Source organism: Coleofasciculus sp. E2-BRE-01 (assembly GCF_040221695.1).
Taxonomy (GTDB): Bacteria; Cyanobacteriota; Cyanobacteriia; order Cyanobacteriales; family Coleofasciculaceae; genus Coleofasciculus.
The window spans coordinates 134,059-155,449 of sequence record NZ_JAVKEA010000217.1 but is presented as its reverse complement, the minus strand read 5'-3'; the positions used below and the strand labels follow the sequence as shown (position 1 = coordinate 155,449).

Annotated in this window: 17 protein-coding genes; 11 read left to right on the top strand and 6 right to left on the bottom strand. The window is 47.1% G+C overall.

The genetic code is table 11. The features are described from left to right. The first annotated feature begins 3 nt into the window (after positions 1–3). A complete protein-coding gene (gene gor, locus RIG66_RS30130; RefSeq protein ID WP_446383231.1) occupies positions 4–1,371 on the top strand; it encodes a glutathione-disulfide reductase in 1,368 nt (455 codons plus the stop codon). 65 nt (positions 1,372–1,436) lie between these two features. After that, positions 1,437–1,955: a pentapeptide repeat-containing protein gene (locus RIG66_RS30125; RefSeq protein WP_446383229.1), complete on the top strand. Its 519-nt coding sequence runs from the start codon at positions 1,437–1,439 to the stop codon at positions 1,953–1,955. A gap of 182 nt (positions 1,956–2,137) precedes the next feature. Here the strand turns inward: RIG66_RS30125 and RIG66_RS30120 are convergent, their stop codons facing one another. Next, positions 2,138–3,016: a pentapeptide repeat-containing protein gene (locus RIG66_RS30120; RefSeq protein WP_446383227.1), complete on the bottom strand. Its 879-nt coding sequence runs from the start codon at positions 3,014–3,016 to the stop codon at positions 2,138–2,140. 234 nt (positions 3,017–3,250) lie between these two features. Here RIG66_RS30120 and RIG66_RS30115 point away from each other — a divergent pair, with 234 nt between their 5' ends. Together RIG66_RS30115 and RIG66_RS30110 are read left to right on the top strand one after the other, a co-directional pair. Next, positions 3,251–4,012 (top strand): hypothetical protein, encoded by a 762-nt coding sequence (locus tag RIG66_RS30115; protein ID WP_446383225.1) that lies wholly within the window; start codon positions 3,251–3,253, stop codon positions 4,010–4,012. Between the two features lie 686 nt (positions 4,013–4,698). Continuing rightward, positions 4,699–5,700: a glycosyltransferase gene (locus RIG66_RS30110; protein WP_446383223.1), complete on the top strand. Its 1,002-nt coding sequence runs from the start codon at positions 4,699–4,701 to the stop codon at positions 5,698–5,700. 130 nt (positions 5,701–5,830) lie between these two features. On the opposite strand, the gene RIG66_RS30105 is transcribed toward RIG66_RS30110, so the two are convergent. Continuing rightward, positions 5,831–9,319, bottom strand: a complete 3,489-nt coding sequence (locus RIG66_RS30105; protein ID WP_446383221.1) for a pentapeptide repeat-containing protein — start codon at positions 9,317–9,319, stop codon at positions 5,831–5,833. A gap of 159 nt (positions 9,320–9,478) precedes the next feature. Between RIG66_RS30105 and RIG66_RS30100 the strand changes: the two genes are divergently transcribed. The 3 genes from RIG66_RS30100 (at position 9,479) to RIG66_RS30090 (ending at position 13,504) form a co-directional block, all read left to right on the top strand. Beyond that, positions 9,479–11,284, top strand: a complete 1,806-nt coding sequence (locus RIG66_RS30100; protein ID WP_446383219.1) for a hypothetical protein — start codon at positions 9,479–9,481, stop codon at positions 11,282–11,284. After that, complete coding sequence (locus RIG66_RS30095; RefSeq protein WP_446383217.1) at positions 11,257–11,421, top strand: hypothetical protein; 165 nt, start codon at positions 11,257–11,259, stop codon at positions 11,419–11,421. Before RIG66_RS30100 ends, RIG66_RS30095 begins: the two co-directional genes overlap by 28 nt. Before the next feature lie 334 nt (positions 11,422–11,755). Continuing rightward, positions 11,756–13,504: a DUF3685 domain-containing protein gene (locus RIG66_RS30090; RefSeq protein ID WP_446383215.1), complete on the top strand. Its 1,749-nt coding sequence runs from the start codon at positions 11,756–11,758 to the stop codon at positions 13,502–13,504. A gap of 305 nt (positions 13,505–13,809) precedes the next feature. Here the strand turns inward: RIG66_RS30090 and RIG66_RS30085 are convergent, their stop codons facing one another. Further along, on the bottom strand, positions 13,810–14,313 hold the full coding sequence (locus tag RIG66_RS30085) for a pentapeptide repeat-containing protein (RefSeq protein WP_446383213.1): 504 nt from the start codon (positions 14,311–14,313) through the stop codon (positions 13,810–13,812). Between the two features lie 578 nt (positions 14,314–14,891). Then, a complete protein-coding gene (locus RIG66_RS30080) occupies positions 14,892–15,281 on the bottom strand; it encodes a hypothetical protein (protein ID WP_446349499.1) in 390 nt (129 codons plus the stop codon). A gap of 266 nt (positions 15,282–15,547) precedes the next feature. Here RIG66_RS30080 and queA point away from each other — a divergent pair, with 266 nt between their 5' ends. The 3 genes from queA to RIG66_RS30065 all read left to right on the top strand — a co-directional run bounded on the left by queA (position 15,548) and on the right by RIG66_RS30065 (position 20,133). Then, positions 15,548–16,693: a tRNA preQ1(34) S-adenosylmethionine ribosyltransferase-isomerase QueA gene (queA, locus tag RIG66_RS30075; protein WP_446383211.1), complete on the top strand. Its 1,146-nt coding sequence runs from the start codon at positions 15,548–15,550 to the stop codon at positions 16,691–16,693. 103 nt (positions 16,694–16,796) lie between these two features. Then, the gene (locus tag RIG66_RS30070; RefSeq protein ID WP_446383209.1) at positions 16,797–18,080 is read left to right on the top strand and encodes a tetratricopeptide repeat protein; all 1,284 of its coding nucleotides are present in this window, start codon (positions 16,797–16,799) and stop codon (positions 18,078–18,080) included. A gap of 469 nt (positions 18,081–18,549) precedes the next feature. Further along, complete coding sequence (locus RIG66_RS30065; protein WP_446383207.1) at positions 18,550–20,133, top strand: Na+/H+ antiporter; 1,584 nt, start codon at positions 18,550–18,552, stop codon at positions 20,131–20,133. 176 nt (positions 20,134–20,309) lie between these two features. On the opposite strand, the gene RIG66_RS30060 is transcribed toward RIG66_RS30065, so the two are convergent. Further along, complete coding sequence (locus RIG66_RS30060; protein WP_446383206.1) at positions 20,310–20,480, bottom strand: hypothetical protein; 171 nt, start codon at positions 20,478–20,480, stop codon at positions 20,310–20,312. 62 nt (positions 20,481–20,542) lie between these two features. Here RIG66_RS30060 and RIG66_RS30055 point away from each other — a divergent pair, with 62 nt between their 5' ends. After that, entirely contained in the window at positions 20,543–20,683 is a 141-nt protein-coding gene (locus tag RIG66_RS30055; protein ID WP_446383204.1) for a hypothetical protein, read from the top strand. A 37-nt stretch (positions 20,684–20,720) separates the two neighbouring features. Here RIG66_RS30055 and nfi read toward each other — a convergent pair whose 3' ends face one another. Further along, positions 20,721–21,389, bottom strand: coding sequence for a deoxyribonuclease V (gene nfi, locus RIG66_RS30050; RefSeq protein ID WP_446383202.1), 669 nt, complete (start codon positions 21,387–21,389; stop codon positions 20,721–20,723). Positions 21,390–21,391: the final 2 nt, after the last annotated feature.

Below are 21,391 nucleotides of genomic sequence, written 5' to 3'. Positions count from 1 at the left end.
GTTATGAGTTACGATTTTAATCTGTTTGTTATTGGTGGCGGTTCAGGCGGAATTGCCACAGCACGACGAGCAGCACAATATGGGGCAAAGGTAGGAGTAGCCGAATTCAGCCGCTTGGGAGGAACCTGTGTGAATCGCGGCTGTATTCCCAAAAAACTGATGGTTTATGCCTCTCATTTTCCGGAGGTGTTTGAAGAGGCGCAAGGGTATGGCTGGAGTCCTGTACAAAGCACTCTCGACTGGCATAAAATGATCGAGGCGGTGCAAAAGGAACTCGAACGCCTCAATGGAGTTTACCTGCGGATGTTGGATAATTCCGAAGTGCAACTGTTTCGGGGTTATGCCAAGTTTGTTGACCCTCATACGTTAGAGATTTTTGAGTCTCCCAATAGCAGTACGGCGTCACATAGAGTGAGTGCGGATAAAATTTTGATTGCCGTGGGTGGACACCCGGTTACGCCAAATATTCCGGGTATAGAACATGCGATTATCTCCGATGATATGTTCTTACTCAAGGAGCAACCTAAGCGAGTGGTGATTCTCGGCGGTGGTTACATCGGTGTGGAATTTGCTTGTATTATGCATGGCTTGGGTTCTGAGGTAACTCAGATTATTCGCAAGGAGAAGATTTTGCGGGGGTTTGATGACGATATTCGCACTCAAATCCAGGAGGGAATGCAGCAACACGGTGTCCGGATTTTGGAGGGTAGCGTACCGACAGCGATTGAGAAGACAGGAGATGGATTAAAGGTTACGGTTTGCGGCAAGTATGAGGAAACGGTAATTGGAGATATCTTTCTCGCCGCCACAGGGCGCAAGCCGAATCTCCAGAATCTAGGTTTGGATAAGGCTGGAGTCGATCTCTGTCAAGATGCGATCGCGGTAGATGAGTACAGCCGTACTTCTCAACCTCATATCTATGCGGTTGGAGATTGTACAGATCGGATTAATTTGACGCCCGTTGCGATTAACGAAGGGCGTGCCTTTGCCGATACAGAATTTGGCGGCAAATCTCGGGTTATGAGTTATGAAAATGTCCCCTCGGCGGTATTTAGTACCCCAGAAGCAGCAACAGTAGGCTTAACCGAAGCCCAAGCCAGGGAAAAGCATGGCGATGCGGTGAAAGTCTATCGCGCCCGTTTCCGCCCCTTGTATCACACTCTCACGGGTCGAGAGGAACGGGTTATGGTCAAGTTAGTGATTGACGAAACTACCGATAAAGTGCTAGGAGCGCACATGGTTGGAGCATCAGCAGCTGAGATTATTCAGGGCGTTGCGATCGCTGTGAAAATGGGAGCGAAAAAAGCCGATTTTGATGCTACCGTTGGTATTCATCCCTCGACCTCTGAGGAGTTTGTTACCTTGCGGTGATGTGAACCATGAACCATGAACCATAAATAATGAACGATGGGCGTCTAATTACTACCATTTTCCTTATGCTACTCTCACCTGTGGCTACAGTTAACGTCAACGCTGTAGCCACAGCAGCAACCCATCTCCTGAAAGATGCAGATACAGTACGCCAATTGCTAGAAACCAATAGCTGTATGGGGTGTGATTTACGAGAGGTAAATCTAGAAGACGCTAAACTCAAAGGAGCCAACCTGCGAGGTGCTAATCTCCGGTTGGCTCAATTAAGTAGGGTTGAACTCAGCCGTGCTGATTTGGTCAATGTTATTCTTAGGAATGCCGACTTGATGGAGGCTTCTCTGGTGGATACCAACCTTAGTAATGCGGACTTAAGAGATACAAACCTGATCGATAGTTTTCTCACCCGCGCCAATTTGAGCAACGCTCTATTAGAGAATGCCAATCTCACCAATGCTTATCTCAAAGGTGCAAACTTAGAGGGCGCAAATTTACAGGGGGCTAACCTAGACGGGGCTGACTGGCGAGATGCTATTTTATGCCAAACGACGCTAGCAGATGGTACGGTATCAAATCGAGATTGTTAATTGGTCATTTGTCATTCGTCATTTGTCATTCGTCATTTGCCCTTAAAATTTTTGCACTCCGTTGGGGGCGGGTTTAGTGACATCCGGGTGAATACCAAACGTTAATGGTAAAACCCGCCCCTACAACAGACGTTCGTTCCACCAGACAGACGCGCCATGGCGCGTCTCTACAGCCCTGTTCCCTAAAACAATTCTGGACGTACCTCAACAGATGGATTATTATCCGTCACCACGCAATTTGGAGCCGCTACTGTGCCATCAGGAAGCGTGGTTCGGCATAACTGCGCTCCCTGCAAATTGACACCTGTTGCTCCCCGCAAATCAGTTTCGATGAGTTTTGCGCCTGTCAAGTTCGCGCCGCTTAAATCAGCTTCACTGAGATTTGCCCCATTGAAATTGACATTAGTTAAGTCTGCTAATGTCAAATTGGCTCGAAAAAGATTTGTATTGCTTAAATCAGCACCTGTCATTCTCGCCGAGCTAAAATTTCCCAAGCTCAGAGTTGATCCACTCAAATTTGCCCCGTATAAAATGACATAAGAGGCAAATGTACCATCTAAGCTAGCACCAACGATTTGAGCGCCACTCAAATTGGTATCGTACAACCGAGCGCCGCGAAAATTAGCATTGGCTAAAATGGCACGAGTCAAGTTAGCATAATCTAGCTTGGCATTGCTCAGATTTGCTCCTGTGAGATTGGCGGGAATTTCTGTGACAATTGCCCGATTCACCGATGTTTTAGGACTAAAGTTGGCAGCGCTGAGATCAACGCCTCCTAAATTGGCTCCTCTGAGATCAGCCGATCGCAAATCACAACCGACTAAACTTGGTCGATTTTGCCGAGGCAAAACATACGCTTGTTCGAGACGCCTGTCGTATTCAGTTCTTTCACTCAAATTGACACCAGGAGCTTGTCTGGCTCGCTGACATTGTTGTTGAAAGTCTTGCTCAAAGTCCTCTCGAAACTGGGCGTTAGCTGGTAGTGTCGAAACACCCAAACCCAGGGCTAGGTAAAATCCTAGAATTTTGATTATTGACCGAAACAGGGGATGTTTATTCACGACTCTTCAGTCACTACTGACGTTTAATTATAGTGAATCATAATGCGACTCAGACCGCATCTCATTTGAGATTTTAGATCTTAGCAGCTTAACTGAGCCTCTTTTGTTAAGTCAATAGTGTGATAACAAAAACTTATTGACTGAGTTTTACTATCAAATGATAGATGATATTGAGTCTTTGTTCTTTTAGAGTGGAAGTGACAACCACCACAATGTATAAAAATTAACTGAAAGATGACAGCACAGCGGAAAAATAGTTCATTGACAGACCATATCAGTGACGCGATCGCAACAACCACTCAAGTCGCCACGTTTGCCACTCAGTTGGCGACTAAAGCCACGCAATCGGCGGCTGATACCATTACCAGCACAAGCAAAGCTGTAGGAGAAGCTGTTCGCCCTGCGGCTGTGCGATTCGTAGAACCAGGAACGGAAACGGTGGGCAAAATCTTGACACCTATTGCAGAACACCCGCTGACTAAGTATGCTGCCAAAGTCCCAGGGATTAGCTTGCTCGCTGCTGCATTGGGTCAAGTGGATTTGGAGCAAGCTCAAAAAGACGTAGACAAGCTGCGACAGGAGTACCCGTTTGACACATCCGAACAGCTAGCTCACCGGATTATGGTGGATACAGCAATCAAAGGAGGTAGGTTGGGATTAATCACCAACTTTATTCCCCCTTTAGCGCTGGCTTTGTTTGGGATTGAGCTAGCGGCGGTTACAGCACTCCAAGCACAGATGGTTTATCGCATTGCAGCGGCTTATGGATTTTCGCTAAAAGAGCCAACGCGACGCGGTGAAGTTCTAGCAATTTTCGGCTTATCTGTAGGGGGTTCCGGAGTTCTTAAAGGGGGTTTGAGTTTTGTCGAAATTCTTCCCGTTATTGGTGCAGCCGTGGGAGCTTCTAGTAATGCAGCTCTCATTTATTCCCTCGGATTCGTTGCCAGTCAGTTTTATCAAGAAAAAAGAAACACCTTGACTCGATATCCTGAATAGCAATATTCCCCCAGCGCTGCCCCTACAATTGACGTATTACTTTTTTTATCGCTAACTGGGATTACTAGACCGATGCTTTAGTGATCGCTATCACTAAAAAGTCCGTTTTTACCACACAGTAGCGGAAATTTAGATCACAACAATTGCCCCTAGAAATTTCTACCCTAGAAGTGAAGCCCACATTTCGATTTAAGTACGTGCTGTCAATCAGAATGTGGGCGGCTGTCAGGGTTTCAGGGGTGCATCTGCCCTTTCATATTCATTTAGGGTCTTTTTTCAGGCAGGGTGCATCTGCTTTCTCTAGTTTCGATCAATCATCAGCAAAATGGGTAGAGTTACGATGAAATCTAACCCGCTGAATATAAAAGTTTAGTAAAGTTTTATATTTTCCGACCTGCTCGCCAATATCCGTAAGCCGTCGAAGCGAAGGGTCAAAAGCATGCCCTCGGACTTTGTGACACAGGGGGTTAAAACGAATGTCACTGACTTAAGCTAGGTTCGTAGTAGGCACGAAGCGTGCCAGAAGCGCTTTAGCGCTTACTACAAACTCTAATATGCAAACAAGCCTCAAACCCTTACTGTTCCCTGTTCCCAGTTAAGAGTTCCCTAATCTCCACCGCTAACTTTAATTGTGTCCACCTACTTAGTATATTAAACTAGACGATCTCACTGAGGCAATTAGTGTTTTGAGAACCCTTTACTTTTTAGTCCCTGGAACTTATGGCAAGTTTGCTTGCGGCGGTCTTTGGGCGGAGTTGAAAACCCTGAGTCTGGCAAAGCAGGTTTGTCCTGCGGAGGTAGTCACCTATCGTCAACGGGAAAAGAATACGCTGTTCCTGGATGATTTGCTCAAAAAACAGGATTTAAATAATGTTATTTTTGTGGTCAGTTGGGGATTTGATAGTCCCAAACTTGTGGCAAAGTTAAAGTTACATCCGGTTATTTACCATGCCCATAGTGCTGGGTATCGATTTCAACTTCCGGCGCGTATCCCTATTATTACCGTTAGTCGCAATACTATGGGATATTGGGGACAGCGATCGCCTAATTCTTTAATTTACTATTTACCTAATCATATTTCGGAAGAATTTCAGAACTTCAATCGAGAACGGGATATTGATGTGTTAGTTCAGGCGCGGAAATCGTCTGAGTATTTACTTCAGGACTTGATACCAGAGTTACAGAAGCATTGTCGCGTTAAAGTTGTTGATTCCTACGTCGAGGATTTAGTGGGACTCTTCAATCGGGCTAAAGTTTATTTGTATGATTCGGCTGAGTATTGGGCGCAACAGGGGGTAAGTGAAGGCTTTGGGCTGCAACCCATGGAAGCCCTGGCTTGTGGCTGTCAGGTTTTTTCGAGTGTGAACGGGGGATTATCGGATTATTTAGATCCGGGGTTTAATTGCTATAAAATTGCGGTATATTCTCAAGAGTATGATATTAAACGCATTCTCAAAGTTATAGAAAATCCGTCACTCAAGCCTTTAGATGAACATTTTTTGGCGGAATATCGGTATGAAAATATTATCTATCGCCTGAAAATAATTTTAGCGGATGTCAACGATTTTTTTGATTTAAGCCAAAATCAACCGGGTAGTATTCCCCGTTTAACAAAGATACGGTTAGCTAAATTAAGGCTCCAGAGTTTTTTGGATAAGCTGCGACAAAAATATATCTTTAAGAAATAAATTTTTCTCAACAGATGGCAGCCAATAAGTAGGGTGGTGAAAATAAACCGGACGAGGTTAGGTTCTGTAAATGTTCCTCAAACCTTGACAAATGACAAATAACAAATGACAAATGACAAATGACAAATGACTAATAATCATCCTCCTCATCCAACATAATCGTATCTTCATGAAACACGCCAGTCTCTTGTTCCGCGCCCGCTTCTAACTGTTCCTCTTCAGTTTCCGACTCGGAGAATTGCCAATCGTCGATCTGTTCTGTCTCCCCAGCATACTGCTCTGTATTCGACGGGTGTTGTCCCATCTCGTCCAATTGCTGCGTATCGCCACTATACTGATCCGTTTCCGACACCGGGGCTTCAGTTACCCACTCATCCACTTGGGCTGTCTCCCCAGCATACTGATCCGTTTCCGACACTGTAGCTTGGGCATTTAATCGCTCACGGTCAAACTGTTCAGTTTCCCCATCATAGCGATCGCTCCCTTGGGAGTAAATGGTTGGTAACATGAGTTCCCCTTCGGCACTCTCAATGAAAATCATCGGATCATCTTCAAACAAATGCTCCTCTTCGATGGTTTTCACGAAGGGAGAGACAACCAAAGATTGGTAATAGGACTGAAACTCGTCCCAGGAAAAGAACGCTCCACTTTTAACCGCAAACTGTTTATTCGGTTCATCTAACTGGGCATCTACTAAACAAGCATTGGTTAAATTCGCTGACGTTAAATTAGCACCCCGCAGATCCGCCCCCAATAAATTCGCCCCTTCTAACTGCGCCCCTTTGAGATCCGCATCCGCTAAATTTGCCCCGACTAAACTTGCCCAGGCTAAATTTGCCTGTTGTAAATTAGCTGCTGCTAAATTAATCCCACTTAACTCAGCCGTCGATAAATCGGCATGGACAAGATTCGCCTCTGCCAGCATTACCCGATTTAAACAAGCTTGGGGTAAATGAATCTGAGCCAAACTTCGTCTCGCCCGTTGCCAAAATGTGGTAGGAGATAGGGCAACGGTACGACCCATAAAACTTAACAATTGATCGGCATCAAAGTCCTGGGGAATCTCTGGATTGCCACAGGGCCAGAAGGGGAGATTGGCTTCTTTGGCGGCTGAACAGAGGACTAAAAAGACATTTAATCCCACGGTGGCATCAATTTGTAACGTATTCAAGGGATTGTTCAAATCCCGCAACTGTTCGTGAACCCGATGAGCCACCCCTTCATCAAACCACCGTCCGCGACAGTAGGCGCGATAGAAGCGATAGAGTCGTTGAAATAATACCGGGAAGGAAAAGGCGTCCGCATTACGCTGTTGCTCTCGTCGTAGTCTCTCAATCACCAATTCCTCAATTTGAGGAGACAATAAACCATACCCCAACAACTGATAAAGATGTTCAGCCACATGGGAAGAGGAGTCAATCCCAAACGAGACTTCTCCATACTGGTTGGGCAGCTTTTGCGTCAATGCCTTCAGTTGCAGGGCAATTTCTTCGGCAGCTAAATAGTCGCCTAAACTAGGGTGAGAAAACTCAATGGAGAGGGGGGCTGATGCCGCTTTCTGAGACGCAGAGGATTGGCGCCGTGAGGACTTCACCCAGTCTCCGGCTTTATCTCTGGGCTGGGTGCGGAAAAAGAACGTGGGTAGGGGTTGGGTAAAAGAGTCCGTCGTTTCTTGATTCTGGAACCGATTCTGGATTACTGTTTGTGTCACTTGATTCTGACCCGTCTGCAAAATCGTCAGGGCTGTCCCCTGCATTTGACGGCGTAACTGTTGCGGGGAACGTCCTTCCAAGAGATTGGCGATCGCTTCTAGGGAACGCCCTGCATGGGAAAAGCCTTCGCGAATTAACTCCAAGGGCGGTCCACTCCCACTCGTCGGTTCCCCCAGCAACCAGCGACAAATCCGGTCATAGATTTCAAATTTCACCTCAGCCGGACTCATTTTAAAGATGCGATCGTCAATTAAGGCATCTCGATGTAAAATTCCCACCAAATACAGCATTAATGGACGAGTCAGCAGCGCCACTAAATCAGGATTCGGAGATTGCGGCTGAAATACGCCACCATGCTTTAAGAAATTAAAATACGACTGGGCAATTGATTTGGATTGCAGTTTTGCCCACTGGAGAAACCACTTGCGGAATTCCTCCTTCGCCATCGGTTCAATGGCAATGCGCTGGAGTCGGCTTTGCAGTGGCGGTAGACTACTATGGCGATACCTACGCGCCAACACACCATCCAAGGTCACCGGGCGACTGGTGAGGATAATTTTGTGGCGAGGCGAATTTGACCCATTTTTCTGGGTATGGAACCGCATCACCTGATCCATAAACGTCCACAAGTGACGCTCCGTCTGGGGAGAACGGGGCAATTCATTTAAACCATCTAAAATCAGCAAACAAGGGGGGGAACTGCGAGAGAACCACCCGTCGGTATCCGTGAACCGTCCCACCGGGAAGGCTGTTTCCAAGGTTTGCTCCAAGGTTTGACCCAAGGTGACATCCCGCAGGCGAATAATCACAGGCATCCACTGGGGATACAGCTCTTGCGCTACCCGTGCCGCTAACATCTGACAGAAACTGGTTTTCCCACAGCCACCATCGGCTTCAATCACCGCAATACTATGTTTATCATTCAATTGAGCCATCACCCATGCCATTAAATCTGTCGGTGGCGAGGAAGCAGCGGCGAGATAGGCAGGGTCTAGCTCCTGTTTGCGGCGTCGTTCCCGGTTTTCTTGTCCCAGCGTGGTAGGGAGGCGTCTGCCGTTCAGGGACACGTAGATTTCCTTGAGGGAAAAGGGTTCGGCAAATAAGGGTTCGCTTAATGACCGGGAAAGTTCTGCCCGATAATATTCTCGATCCAAATCCAGGGTCAATTGGGGCGTGGAAAACTCTTCCTCCTCATCCTCTTCTGGAGGGGTGTTGAGGGTGTTACTTAAATGACCTAACCGAACAAACTTTTGCAGTTGCGCCAAGGGTAGCGCATTTTCGGCAATCACCTTGAGCAAATGACCCGCGAGTCCATTACTTAACCGTTGGGTTAATAACTTCGCTTCCGTTTCCTCCGCCCCATTCGCCACAAACCAGGCGATCGCTAAATTATTCATCTGCTGCACCAGAAAGGAATTTGCCACAGATGACAGGGCTTGTTCAGCTTGGGAATCACTGAGACGTCCAGGGCGCAGGGTTTTCAGTAGAGCAATTAATTGGGGATCAACCAGAGGTTCATCAATATTCGGTGACGCCGGGACTTGGGCGCGGTTCACCCAGGGTCTTCGCAGTTGGGCTTCTTGCTCTAAAATTCCTTGTAATGCGTTCAGATACGCCACCTGAAAACTTAGCCAGGTGCCTTCACTCCGGCGTAAGGGCTTCTTGCGACTCAAAATCCGCAGCAACCCCACCGTTAACTGAGACAAAATCGGCGCGACTTGCCAAGCGACAGTTAACGGTAACTCCAACACTTCGGTCAAGACACTAATCGCAAAGGGATTCAGACTCTTAACCTCCATGTCTTGGGCAATGCGAAACGCAATGCCCGCCAACTGGGCGTTATCCTGTCCCAGTTGGGCAAGTTCAATGTGGCGTTCTGCTAGCCAATGGCGAATGCTCAGCCTCATGCCACCCTAACTACTCCAAAACGATTCCTCATCTTATTGTGGACTCTATTGAACGGATTGCGAATCACCCAAATTTACGGTTGATTGGGAATACAATGATGGACAATAAACGGTGAACAATGAATTACCAGTTGTTTTCTATCTGTGTCCAAACGAGACTTGCCCCGATTTCATCTCCATACTTCCCTGCCTACTCGCAAACCTCGGGGACATAAGTTAGTCATCCGACTCGCAAGAGGCTCTAAGGCATCGAGTTTAGCAGAAACGGGACACTTAGATGCCAAAGTTGTCCGAGACAGGCGCTCAAACCCAGCCTACAAACGCCGCCAAGGTGTGTTTTTGCGGTGGTCATTGCTGTGGTTGATGATCGTGTCCGTTGTCGGCAGTATGGTCATTGGTGGTACATTATTACTCACCAAACTGCCACCTCCGGCAAATTGCCAACGCATTTCTCCTTTATCCCCGGATAGCGAACGATTATACTGCGCTCAACTGGCTGCCCAATCCGGAGAATTTGAGCAACTTTTAGAGGCGATCGCGATCGTGCAATATTGGTCGCCCAACCATTCCCTGTATCCCCAGGCGCAGCAACTGCTGCAGGAATGGTCTCAAATGGTACTGCAATTTGCCCGGGAAACCCTGAATCAGGGAAACTATACCGATGCCCTGAAAATGGCGATGCAAATCCCTGTAAGTAGTCCCCTATATCCCGAAGCTCAAGCCCAAATCGCTACCTGGAAACAGGAACGAATCCAGGCTCAGGCAATTGTCAGTCAGGTTCAAGATGCCCTGAAAGTACAAAACTGGCAGCAGGCGGCTAAACTAATCAGCCAACTGTCCCGCCTGAATGACCAATACTGGAGTGTATCCCGCTATGATACCCTGACCCAGCAGTTGGCGGCAGAAAAACAGGCGTGGACACAACTGCAAGAGGCACGAGATTTAGCCAAATCGAATCAACTGACAAAGATCGAACAAGCGATCGCGTTAGCAGCCAAGGTTGATCCTAATAGCTATATTAAAGCCCAAGCCCAGAGTGATCTGTCGAATTGGAGTCGCACGTTACTCCAAATTGCTGCCACTCGCTTCCAAAATCAAGAGTATCAGGGGGTGATTCAGGTTGCCCAAGGAATTCCGATTAATACCTCCCTGTATCAAGAAGCTCAAGATTGGTTACGCTTAGGGCAAGCCGGAAAACTGGTGCAACAAAACACTATCCTCGCCTTCATTGATGCCTTAACCGCTGTTCGCCAACTGGATGGCAAAAGTCCGGTGCAAACGTCAGCCGCCGCCCAAGCCATTCAGTGGGAGGCTCAACTCCAAGATCGTCTCCAGTTACGTCTTGCCCAAATGACTGCCAGCTTTGAGCAGCGCCCCCTGCTACAGATGGCGATTGAACAAGCTACGCTAATCACACCCGATCGCCCCCAGCGTATCCAAGCACAGACCAACATAGCCCAGTGGCGCAAACAGATTCAACATATCGACGATCGCAATATCCTCAGAACTGCCCAACAGCTAGCCGCCGGGGGAACCATTGATCAATTAAACGCCGCCGTCGCCCAAGCCAGTAAAATTGAGCCAGGTCAACCTTTACACCCCGAAACCCAAACTGCGATCGCCCAATGGAATCGCCAAATCCAAACCCTAGAAGATCAACCCATCCTCGACTTAGCCCGCGCCTTCGCCCAACGTCGAGATTTAATCGCCGCCATTTCCACCGCCAATCAGATTCGTCCAGGTCGAATGCTGTATGCTGAAGCTCAAAGCGCGATCGCCCAATGGGTTGCCCAAATCCAAACCGCCCAAGATCGTCCCATCCTCGAAGCCGCCGCCGCCCTAGCCGCCCAAGGACGATTTGACGCCGCGATCGCCACCGCCGCCCAGATTCCGCCAGAACGGGCGCTTTACCAACAAGCCCAAGCCGCGATCGCTCTTTGGAAATCCCAACAGAATGGAGGGTAGGAGGGTGGGGAGCTGGGGGAGCTGGGGAAGATGGGGGAGCTGGGGGAGATGGGGAAGATGGGGGAGATGGGGAAGATAGGGAAGATGGGGGAGATGGGGAAGATGGGGAAGATGGGGAAGATGGGGAAGGTAAATGATCCATGACTAGAAAAGGGTTTTATGTGTAGGGGCGGGTTTCACTACTAAGCGGCTCGGCATTTAAACCTTAATATTAGTAATAGCGAAATCCCTGTAGTGCGAGCATCTTGCTCGCTACCCATTCCCAATTTAAATGCATGACAGCTTATCATTTTTTTGTTCACCATAATGTCACTAAACCCGCCCTGTCTAAATGACCAATGACCAATGTCCAATGTCCAATGTCCAATGTCCAATGACAAATAACGAATAACAAATAACGAATAACAAATAACGAATGACAAATGACGAATGACAAATGACAAATGACAAATGACGAATAACGAATGACAAATGACCAATCAATCCACTCAAATCCTACTCATTGACGATGACCCAATTTTCCGATTAGGTTTAGTCACTGCCTTAGAAGCCTTTGCTGATTTAGATATCGTGGCGGAGGTGGATACAGCAACGGCAGCCCTGGAACGCCTAACCACCTTACTCTCCCAAGAACAGGTTAATTTAATTATCTTAGATTTGGCACTAGGGCGATCGCTCGGCAGTCCCCTAACCGGACTATCCTTGTGCCAACAACTTAAGACAGATTATCCCAACCTACCCATCTTATTGCTAACCGCTCCATCTGAACCTAGCCAACTCACCGTCGCCAAAGGTTTGGGAGTGGAAGGCTACTGTGCTAAAGGCTGTGCCATCACCTTAATTGTGGAAGCCATTCGACAAGTCAAAGCGGGTGAATCCTACTGGCAAATGTTACCCACCCCCGCCAATTCATTACCTCCCCCACGCTGGCATACCCAATTACGCCAGTCAGGATTACAACAGATTGAAGCGGCTTTAAAACAGGTAACAGCACAACTTCAACAGGGGAATTTATCCCGCCTAGATTGGCTATTTTGGACGGGACGTCGCCGAGAATTATTGACAGCCCGTTGGCTGGTGAATCAGCTATTACCGACAGATTCTGGACTTGTTCCCTCTAATAATAGTAATAGCCCTGTTGAACCTCAGCCACGTTTAAATCCTTCATCGTCTCGTCCTCCTGTTCCCCAAAATCGTCTGCGCCCATCCCCCACCAGTGCCTTATCTAAAACCTCCTCTGAGGCGTTGCAGTTTCAACCGTCTACACCTCAGGCGGTGACGTTGACCAAACTGGATTCTAGTTTGGCAAATCTGACGAATACTCCCTTGGAAATCGATATTCTGCAAGTGGAGAGACGCCGGAAATTACTGCGTACCGTCCTCTACAAGTTTGAGGAGATGCTGGATGCTTTGCGCTTTTCCCAGGTAACAATGGAGCAATTGACCCAGAAGCGATCGCGCTTATTACATGATTTATGGCAAGTTTCTGTAACTGACTTTTTTGGTCAATACTCAACCTTAGTTATCGGCAATCAAACCATCGAAATGGTTGAGATTTTGCGGCAAGATCGGGATGTAGTGCAAACGGCTATTTTGGATAAAATTCCTTTGGCGATTGAATTATTAGGGAATCGCCTCTTTGAAGCCCCCTTGATGATTGATAATGTATCCTATCCTGCCCATACGCCAGAAGCAATGGCGCGAGCAGAATTATTGTTGCAGAATCTAATTATTCAAGTTGCTAATGGGGTAATCCAACCCCTGTTGAACGAATTTTCTGATATTGAAATTGTTAAGCATAATTTTTATGATAAACGGTTAATGTCATCACGAGAAATTACCCGATTTAGAAATAATTTATCTTGGAAATATCGGCGGAACCAATATATCGATGAACCCCAAGCCATTTTTGAAAGTCGCTATGATTTATTTGTTTTGAGCGAAATTGGCATCAAAAAAGTCGCCATTTATTCCCCTAGACGCCAAGAATTAGAACAACTACAGGGTACTCAGCTAGCCGTCACCATCGCCTATGAACTTCGGGATGCGATCGCGCCACGTTTACGGGGAACAGTCGGCTGGGTTGGTAAAGGCGTAGTTTATGTTTTAACGCAAGTCTTAGGACGAGGAATTGGTTTAGTTCTACGGGGCGTTATTCAAGGCGTGGGTAGTGCATGGCAAGATACATGGTTTGGCAAAAATGGAGAACGAGGGAAGTGAAACTAAGTTCAATGAAACGTTTTCGGTTGCGATCGCAGGGGAGCAAAAGTCTGTGATCGACTAAGTAGGTTGGTAGAAATAAAATCAACTATATTAATTTATTTAAATAGCGTAAGCTGTTCGGCATTTAAACCTTAATATCAATAATAGGGAAATCCTTGTAGTGCGAGCATCTTGCTCGCTACTAATACCCAATTTAAATGCATGACAGCGTAGGGGCGGGTTTAACCGATAACGTTTTGGTACAAACTGATAACATGACTAAACCCGCCCTTTGCTTAACCTGGATGTAGGACAAGTTCTAATCAGAAATCGCGATTGTTTTCTTGCCTAAAGAATCTAACCAACCAGGATAGAAACCGGGAATCTTGACTACCATTTTGTTCAGACCAGATTGTACCATCAGGCATAATGGCTCCACTCCAATCGGCTTCCTTCAGATTAGCGGCACTCACCTCTGCACCACTCAAATTTGCTCCCTGTAAATCTGCCCGTTCCAAATTCGCCCAATTTAAATCAGAGTTGCTCAAGTTTGCACATCTCAACTTAACTTGACTGAGGTTAGCCCAATTCAGAATTACTCCACTCAAATTTGCCCCACTGAAATTCGCTCCCGTCAAATCTGCCCAACTGAGAACTTCGTCACTTAAATTGACGCATTGAAAATCCCGTTGTCCTGCTGCATATCGCTGTAGCAGTTCCTCTGCTGTCATTTTTATCGATTTATATGGGCTAAATCGATGGCTTTGGATATGATGGACACAAGGCTCTATGGGTTCTTTGCCCATACAGAAATAAGCAAGCTGCATACTGTTATATCCCCGATAAATTAACGTTGCAATTTTCGGTCATTTCGGGGAAAAAGTAATTGAACTAAATCTTAATAAAGGGTGAACGTGATCGCAGTTAAGGCTATACTGAAATCGGCGTTAAGCGTGACTGGAAAATCGAATACACCTGACGCAAGGCAACGCTCAGAAGTGATAAACGTCACAAGGGGAAGTAGGGGAGGGGAGGTGCGGAGGTGCAGATGGGGAAGATGGGGAAGATGGGGAAGCTGGGGAAGATGGGGAAGCTGGGGAAGATGGGGAAGCTGGGGAAGATGGGGAAGATGAGGGAGAAGATTCCCAATCAACAATGAACCATGAACAATCAACAAATGACGAATGACAAATGACGATCCTCCCCGTTAACTTTAATTTTCTCCACCTATTTAACATAAACAACCTACGCTCAACCATTAGGAGAGCATAGGCTTCTAACTTTATTCTTAAGGTAGTAAAATGCGCCTGGATTCAGACTCCCCTGAAATGGCTAAACTTGCCCCGACAAAGGCATGATGGTTTGGACTTGCTTTGATAGTGGAGGCTGATTAATTGGGAACTCCTTAGGCTAAAGTTTCTGGGCAGTATCCTAGTCCCATGGTAAACTGTTGGCGAAACGCTTCAATATCAGTCTTGTCAGGGTTACCATGAGATACCACAGCGACTTGATAGCGACGCATGACATCGATGGGAGATTGTCCGGTATCGAGGCTCCAAAACGCCATTTGCAAGCGCATGTCGGGTTGGAACGGAATTCCCAGTTCGCGCATGAAGGCTTGGAAATCTCCATGTTGCTGAGGCGTGAGGGGATGGTTCATTTTAACTTTAATGACCCAGCCATCAATTTGATGAATCACTGTTGTATATTGAACGGGAAGCTGGATCATGGAGTGGAGGTACTCAACCACTCGCAGTGTCAAACTCGCATTGGCTAAAAAATAAAGGTAATCCATAGGGCAGCTAGGGGTGGAGTCCAAGGAAGTGCTATACCTTCATTCTGACAACGGGGATCAGGAATTGGTAGGGGAAAAGCCCCCGCTCTCTACTGGGGGATCATACCCAATTCCGTTATTTTAGTTCTTGGTCTTATGTCTTTGGGGATTCGTACCCGATGGCACAAGGCAAGTCGCGGTATAGAGTAGAGCTACAACCCTGACCCGTTCATGACCTACCCAATTTGTCAAAAATTGCTCATAAGCTGTACTTGATCGAACCATCCATGACGAATGACCTATTGCTTTCCAGCTATAACTATGATCTGCCAGAGGGTCGGATTGCTCAAACACCCATTTCCCCTAGAGATAGTTCTCGTTTGCTCGTGGTTGAGTCTCCAACTCAGCACCAAAACTGCATTTTCCGAGATTTACCTCAGTTGTTGCGTTCCGGCGACCTGTTGGTTTTGAATAATACCCGGGTAATCCCAGCTCGACTTTATGGTCGCAAGGTAACGGGTACGCCTGTGGAAGTGTTATTGCTGGAGGAACGGGAACAGAACTGTTGGTTGGCATTGGTGAAACCGGGACGACGGTTAAAAGTGGGTTCAACAATAGTCTTTGAACCTGATCAACCTATTGTTCCGGCAAGTCATGGGAAGACTCCCCTATCTTCAGACGATACAGAAACACCAAGACAGGACAATATAAAGAATGGATCTCCTCTGAAGGCAACAATTATTGCCAGAGATGATGCAACCAGTGGGCGTCTATTGCAGTTTGACCTACCCAAGGGGCAGTCCCTAGTCACCCTTTTACCTAACTATGGTCAAGTGCCTTTTCCGCCTTACATCACCCACTCTCAAGCCACACCCGATCAGTATCAAACCGTATACGCCCAAATCCCTGGTGCAGTAGCCGCCCCGACAGCCGGATTACATTTCACCCCTGAACTTTTGGAACAATGTCACATAAGCGGAATTGAGCAGGCGTCGATTACCTTGCATGTTGGTGTTGGTACATTTCGCCCCGTGGAGGTAGAAGATGTGACGAGTCATCAAATGCATGGCGAGTGGTTGGAGATACCCCCTGCAACGGTGGCACAAATTCAGCAAACAAAAGCCGCTGGGGGGCGGGTGATTGCCGTTGGCACAACGGTGGTTAGGGCGTTGGAAGGGGCAGCGGCGAGTGGGGAATTGCAACCCTATTGCGGCAAAACCGAATTATTTATTTATCCGGGCTATCAGTGGCAGGTGGTTGATGGGTTGATTACCAACTTTCACTTGCCCCGTTCCACGTTGTTGATGCTCGTAAGTGCATTGATTGGCAGAGAACGACTGTTGAAGTTGTATGCTGAAGCGATCGCGTATAATTATCGATTTTATTCCTTTGGTGATGCCATGCTGATTTTGCCAGAAGCAGTTAACCCTTAAAGGGCGAACCAATCGGGGAGTGAAATTGGCACTATTAAGATAGGACGCTATAAACCTTTCCCCCGCCCACATTCCTTATTCTATTTCCCCATCGTCTTCTACCATGTCTAAACACTACCACTTCCGCTTTGGACTTGCCGCCGCCGCGATCGCACTCAGTTTCCTGTCGGTTAGTCCCGCCTTGTCCAATAGTCTACCCAAGCGCCAGCACAGTAAGCAGTTAGTTGAGGGACTATACACGAATGACCTAGAAGCGGCGACATTTTTTCAACAAGGTGTCATGCGCTACAATCGCGGCGATTTCAAAACCGCCGAGTTAGCCTTTCGCAAAGCCCTACAGGAAGATCCGTTTATCCCGATGGCACGATATTTACTGGGGAATGCCCTGTTTCAGCAAGGTCAGATTGACTCGGCGGCTGAACAATACCAGATGGCGATTGGTCTCGATCCGAATATGCCAGAGGCGCATTACAATCTGGGCTTGATGTTATACCAGCAAGGCAATATCGAGGAAGCTATTAGTGCCTATCAACAGGCGATCGCGATTGATCCCAATTTAGCTGCCGCTCGTTATAATCTAGGCTTGGCATTAGAAGCCCAAGGTAACGTTGAGGGAGCGCTGAGTGAATACACACAAGCGGTTCGCCTCAATCCCAACTCGGCGGTTGCCAAGTATAATCTGGCATTGCTCTTAGCCAAACAAAACCAAGTCGATTCTGCGATCGCGGCACTACGGCAAGCCCTTCGCAACGATTCACAATTCGTACAAGCCCATTATCAACTCGGATTGCTACTGGCTCAACAAAACCAGCTTACCGAAGCCAAAAATTCTTTTCTCAGAGCAACCCAAATCAATTCCCGATTTGCACCCGCTCACTATCGACTGGGGCTAATTTTTCTGCAACAAGGGGATGTGGAAGAAGCTATTCGCAGATTTGATTGGGTAACGCGGCTCGATCCAGACAATGTGGATGCTTATCGCCAATTGGGAGCCGCACTGATTAAAAATGGGGAATACGAGGACGCGATCGCGGCACTGGAACGCGCCATATCACTCGATCCCTACGATTCGCTGGCGCACTACAATTTAGCCGTAGCGCTGCATCGCAATCAGCAGTATGAGGACGCGATTTCCGAATATCAACAAGCCATTCTGCTCAATCCCAAACTATCACTCGCGTTTTACAATCTGGGGATTGCCCTCCAGCAAGTTGGACGGGGACAAGAGGCGGTTTCTTTCCTATTAGAAGCCAGGAATTTGTTTATTGAAGAAGGAAATTTGGAGAAAATTGATGCGGTTGATCAGTATCTGACCCAACTGAATATCTCATCGAACCCATTGCCCAATTCCTTCCAGCCAATGCCTGCAATCACTGAAGAACCTTAGAAGGTAGGAAGGAGGCAGAAGGTTACACTTGTCCTCCAAGCAAAGGCGGTTTAATGCGGATGTAGGGGCGCACAGACGTGCGCCCGGTTTAAGTAGTGGACTGACTGTTCTCTGTTCCCTAATCTCAACCGTTAACTTTAATCAAAGTCCACCTATTTAATCGCCAAATATATTCCACAATTTTAGCTGTATTACGTCAGACAAATGGTGCGTTACGCTTCGCTAACACACCCTACATTTAAATTACAATTCAGTTGACTTGGGGATCGATCGCCTCTATCTTTATCTTGACATAATGCTTCTGCTGTGCTTGGAATAGAGCAATCAGGCTAATGGTCGCTTGGGTGACTTTCCCTCAATTTTGCTTACAATTGCATAGGTGAAAGGAAAGAGTCCTACGCTAGATAGTGTTGCTTGCGCTAGGTTGTACTGTTATATCAAAATTGCCAGTATCCTTGGAGTTCTATTCATGTCCGTAGAATCCGCTATCAGCGAAGCTGCCATTGAGCAGAATCTGGAACAATTTCTCTTAGTGCTGTCGGTGTCTCTCAGCGTCGCCACGGTTTCCCGGATTTTTCCGTTGTTCCGCAAAATCCCCTATACCTTGCTTCTGGTTATTGTCGGCTTGGGTTTAGCCTTTGTCGATGTGCGCCTGGTGAACCTATCTCCAGAATTGATTCTAGAGATTTTCCTCCCTCCCCTCCTGTTTGAAGCCGCCTGGAATATCCGTTGGCGGGATTTACGGCGGGATTTAATCCCGGTGATTCTGTTTGCGGTGGTGGGGGTGGTGATTTCGGTGCTGGGAATTGCCTTTACCATTACCCAATTTACCGAATTACCCCTGGCGATCGCACTATTAGTCGGCGCGAGTCTGGCGGCAACTGACCCCGTATCCGTTATCGCCCTATTTCGAGAATTGGGGGCGGATAAACGCCTGAAAACCCTGATGGAAGGGGAAAGCTTATTTAATGATGGTGTCGCCGTCGTCGCCTTTCTCTTATTAGTCGGTATCCCCCTCGGTACGCAGGAATTTTCCCTATCCACCACCGTCGCCCAATTCTTTACCTTTGCCGGAGTTGGTATCGGTGTCGGTTGCTTAATCGGGTTTGGTATTTCCTTTCTCACCCAACGCTTCGATTTACCCCTCGTCGAACAATCTCTGACGTTAGTCTCTGCCTATGGCACTTACCTGATTACTGAGGAACTTGGCGGTTCTGGGGTAATTGGTGTGGTTACTGTGGGGTTAGTTCTGGGAAACTTTGGTTCCCGAATTGGCATGAACCCCCGCACCCGCTTAATTGTCTCCGAATTCTGGGATTTTCTGGCATTTTTTGTCAACTCAATTGTCTTTCTCCTCATCGGGGACCAAATTGATTTCCCCCGCTTGGGACAAAACCTCGGCTTAATTGGGGTTGCCATTGGCGCCGTTCTCTTCACCCGTGCTATCTCAATTTACGGCTTAGCCACGATTAGCAATGCACTTGTCAAGTCTGATATAGGATGGCGACAGCAAACGGTGTTGTGGTGGGGTGGATTACGGGGTTCGGTTTCCATCGCCCTAGCCTTAAGTGTTCCGGTGAGTTTGGAGGGACGACAAGATATTATTGTTACGGTTTTTGGCGTGGTACTGTTTACACTTTTAGTTGAGGGATTAACTACCCAATTCCTCCTGGAAAAACTGAATTTAATTGGTGATCAACCCGTGCGTCAGAAATATTCTGAGGCAATCGCCCGTCGTGTGGCACTCAATCGAGTCAAAGACTATTTAGAGTCAGCAACGACTAACAACGAAATGAATTCAGAATTTTGTCAGTATCAGATAAAACTGGTTGATGGTCAACTCGAAAGTATTCACACCGAGCTTGACCAATTACTCCATCACCATCCTCAGTTACAAAACTTAGATATGGAACAACTGCAAGAACGAATGGTTGATATCGAGGCGGATACCTACGCTGAATTTATCCGCGCTGGACGTTTAACTGAGAACCTTTCCCCCTTACTCCAGGAAGCCTTAATTGAAGCCGATGAAAAGCTGATTGAGAATGACTGATACCAAATAATAGTGTAGAGACGCGCCATGGCGCGTCTGAGTTTTGAGGGGGGGATCGAGTATTCCCAGAAACCGGGTTTCTCGTAAGGAAACAACAAATATCGACATTTCACCAAAGAAACCCGGTTTCTTGACCGAAGTTCTACATACTGAAATTATGAAACGTAGACTTTTTATTATAACGCTCTTATTCGTAATTTGTTGCGTCCTTCCTGCTCAAGCGGAAAATTTGCCAGCACTTGATCAAAGTAGCGTTGAAACTCAACAACCAATCCAGTCACCATTAAAGTCGTACTTTCTAAACGTTTTAGCAGGGGGATCACGACAATCAATTCAGCTTGATTCACCCGCAACGCAACTGATTATTTATGTTCAGCGAGGAGAAAAGCCGATTCGCTGTGGTGATTGTATGAAAACCTATAATTGTACTCCAGGAAAGCCGCTAAAAATTAACGTTGATCCCGCTACACCCATTAAAAAAATTTGGGCAGAGAATCCTTATGAGAAACAGGTGCGCCTACGTCTCGATGTTCTTGAAGAAGTCAGCTAAGATTCTTCTGCCCTCTGCCTCCTAGCTTCTGCTATACTTAACCAATCCGGTTTGAGGCAAGTTTATCAGCCCAACGAGTGGTTTCCGGTAATCGATATTTCGGAGTGCAGCGCATGACATAATCGATCGCAGTAGGTAAGCTGATCCGATGACCCGGAGAGACATACAGAGGCTTCACCCCAGTCCGCGATCGCACAACTGCGCCAATTACCTCTCCCCGATGTCGTAAGGGTTGCCAATTTCCTTTCTCTGGGGGTAGTTCCTCATACTGACCAATTAATCGCGACTTCGCTACCCCAATCGTAGGTACTGTAATCAATAATCCTAAATGACAAGCCAAACCAAATCGCCGGGGATGGGCAATTCCTTGACCATCACACAAGATTAAATCAGGAGTTATTTTAATCTGAGATAGGGCATCCAGTACCACAGGAACTTCCCGAAACGAGAGAAACCCTGGAATATAGGGAAACGTTGTCGGGCGACGTGCGATCGCCTGTTCGATGAGTTGCAATTCCGGAAAACTCAAAACCGCAACGGCGGCGCGGGAAATCGCATAATTGTCTTCAAAACCAACATCCACACCCGCCACATACTTTACCTCACCCAATTGATCCGAGGTAATAATTTCACGACTGAGTTGGTTTTGAATCGCCGTAGCTTCCTCAACCGTCAGAGTCCACGAGTGGCGCTGATAAATTTCCATGT

Coding starts and splice junctions, on each gene's coding strand:
- RIG66_RS30055 (WP_446383204.1), top strand. CDS start 20,543: ATGAAAACCTATAATTGTACTCCAGGAAAGCCGCTAAAAATTAACGTT.
- RIG66_RS30090 (WP_446383215.1), top strand. CDS start 11,756: ATGACCAATCAATCCACTCAAATCCTACTCATTGACGATGACCCAATT.
- RIG66_RS30070 (WP_446383209.1), top strand. CDS start 16,797: ATGTCTAAACACTACCACTTCCGCTTTGGACTTGCCGCCGCCGCGATC.
- RIG66_RS30080 (WP_446349499.1), bottom strand. CDS start 15,281: ATGGATTACCTTTATTTTTTAGCCAATGCGAGTTTGACACTGCGAGTG.
- nfi (WP_446383202.1), bottom strand. CDS start 21,389: ATGGAAATTTATCAGCGCCACTCGTGGACTCTGACGGTTGAGGAAGCT.
- RIG66_RS30085 (WP_446383213.1), bottom strand. CDS start 14,313: ATGCAGCTTGCTTATTTCTGTATGGGCAAAGAACCCATAGAGCCTTGT.
- RIG66_RS30115 (WP_446383225.1), top strand. CDS start 3,251: ATGACAGCACAGCGGAAAAATAGTTCATTGACAGACCATATCAGTGAC.
- RIG66_RS30105 (WP_446383221.1), bottom strand. CDS start 9,319: ATGAGGCTGAGCATTCGCCATTGGCTAGCAGAACGCCACATTGAACTT.
- gor (WP_446383231.1), top strand. CDS start 4: ATGAGTTACGATTTTAATCTGTTTGTTATTGGTGGCGGTTCAGGCGGA.
- queA (WP_446383211.1), top strand. CDS start 15,548: ATGACGAATGACCTATTGCTTTCCAGCTATAACTATGATCTGCCAGAG.
- RIG66_RS30065 (WP_446383207.1), top strand. CDS start 18,550: ATGTCCGTAGAATCCGCTATCAGCGAAGCTGCCATTGAGCAGAATCTG.
- RIG66_RS30125 (WP_446383229.1), top strand. CDS start 1,437: ATGCTACTCTCACCTGTGGCTACAGTTAACGTCAACGCTGTAGCCACA.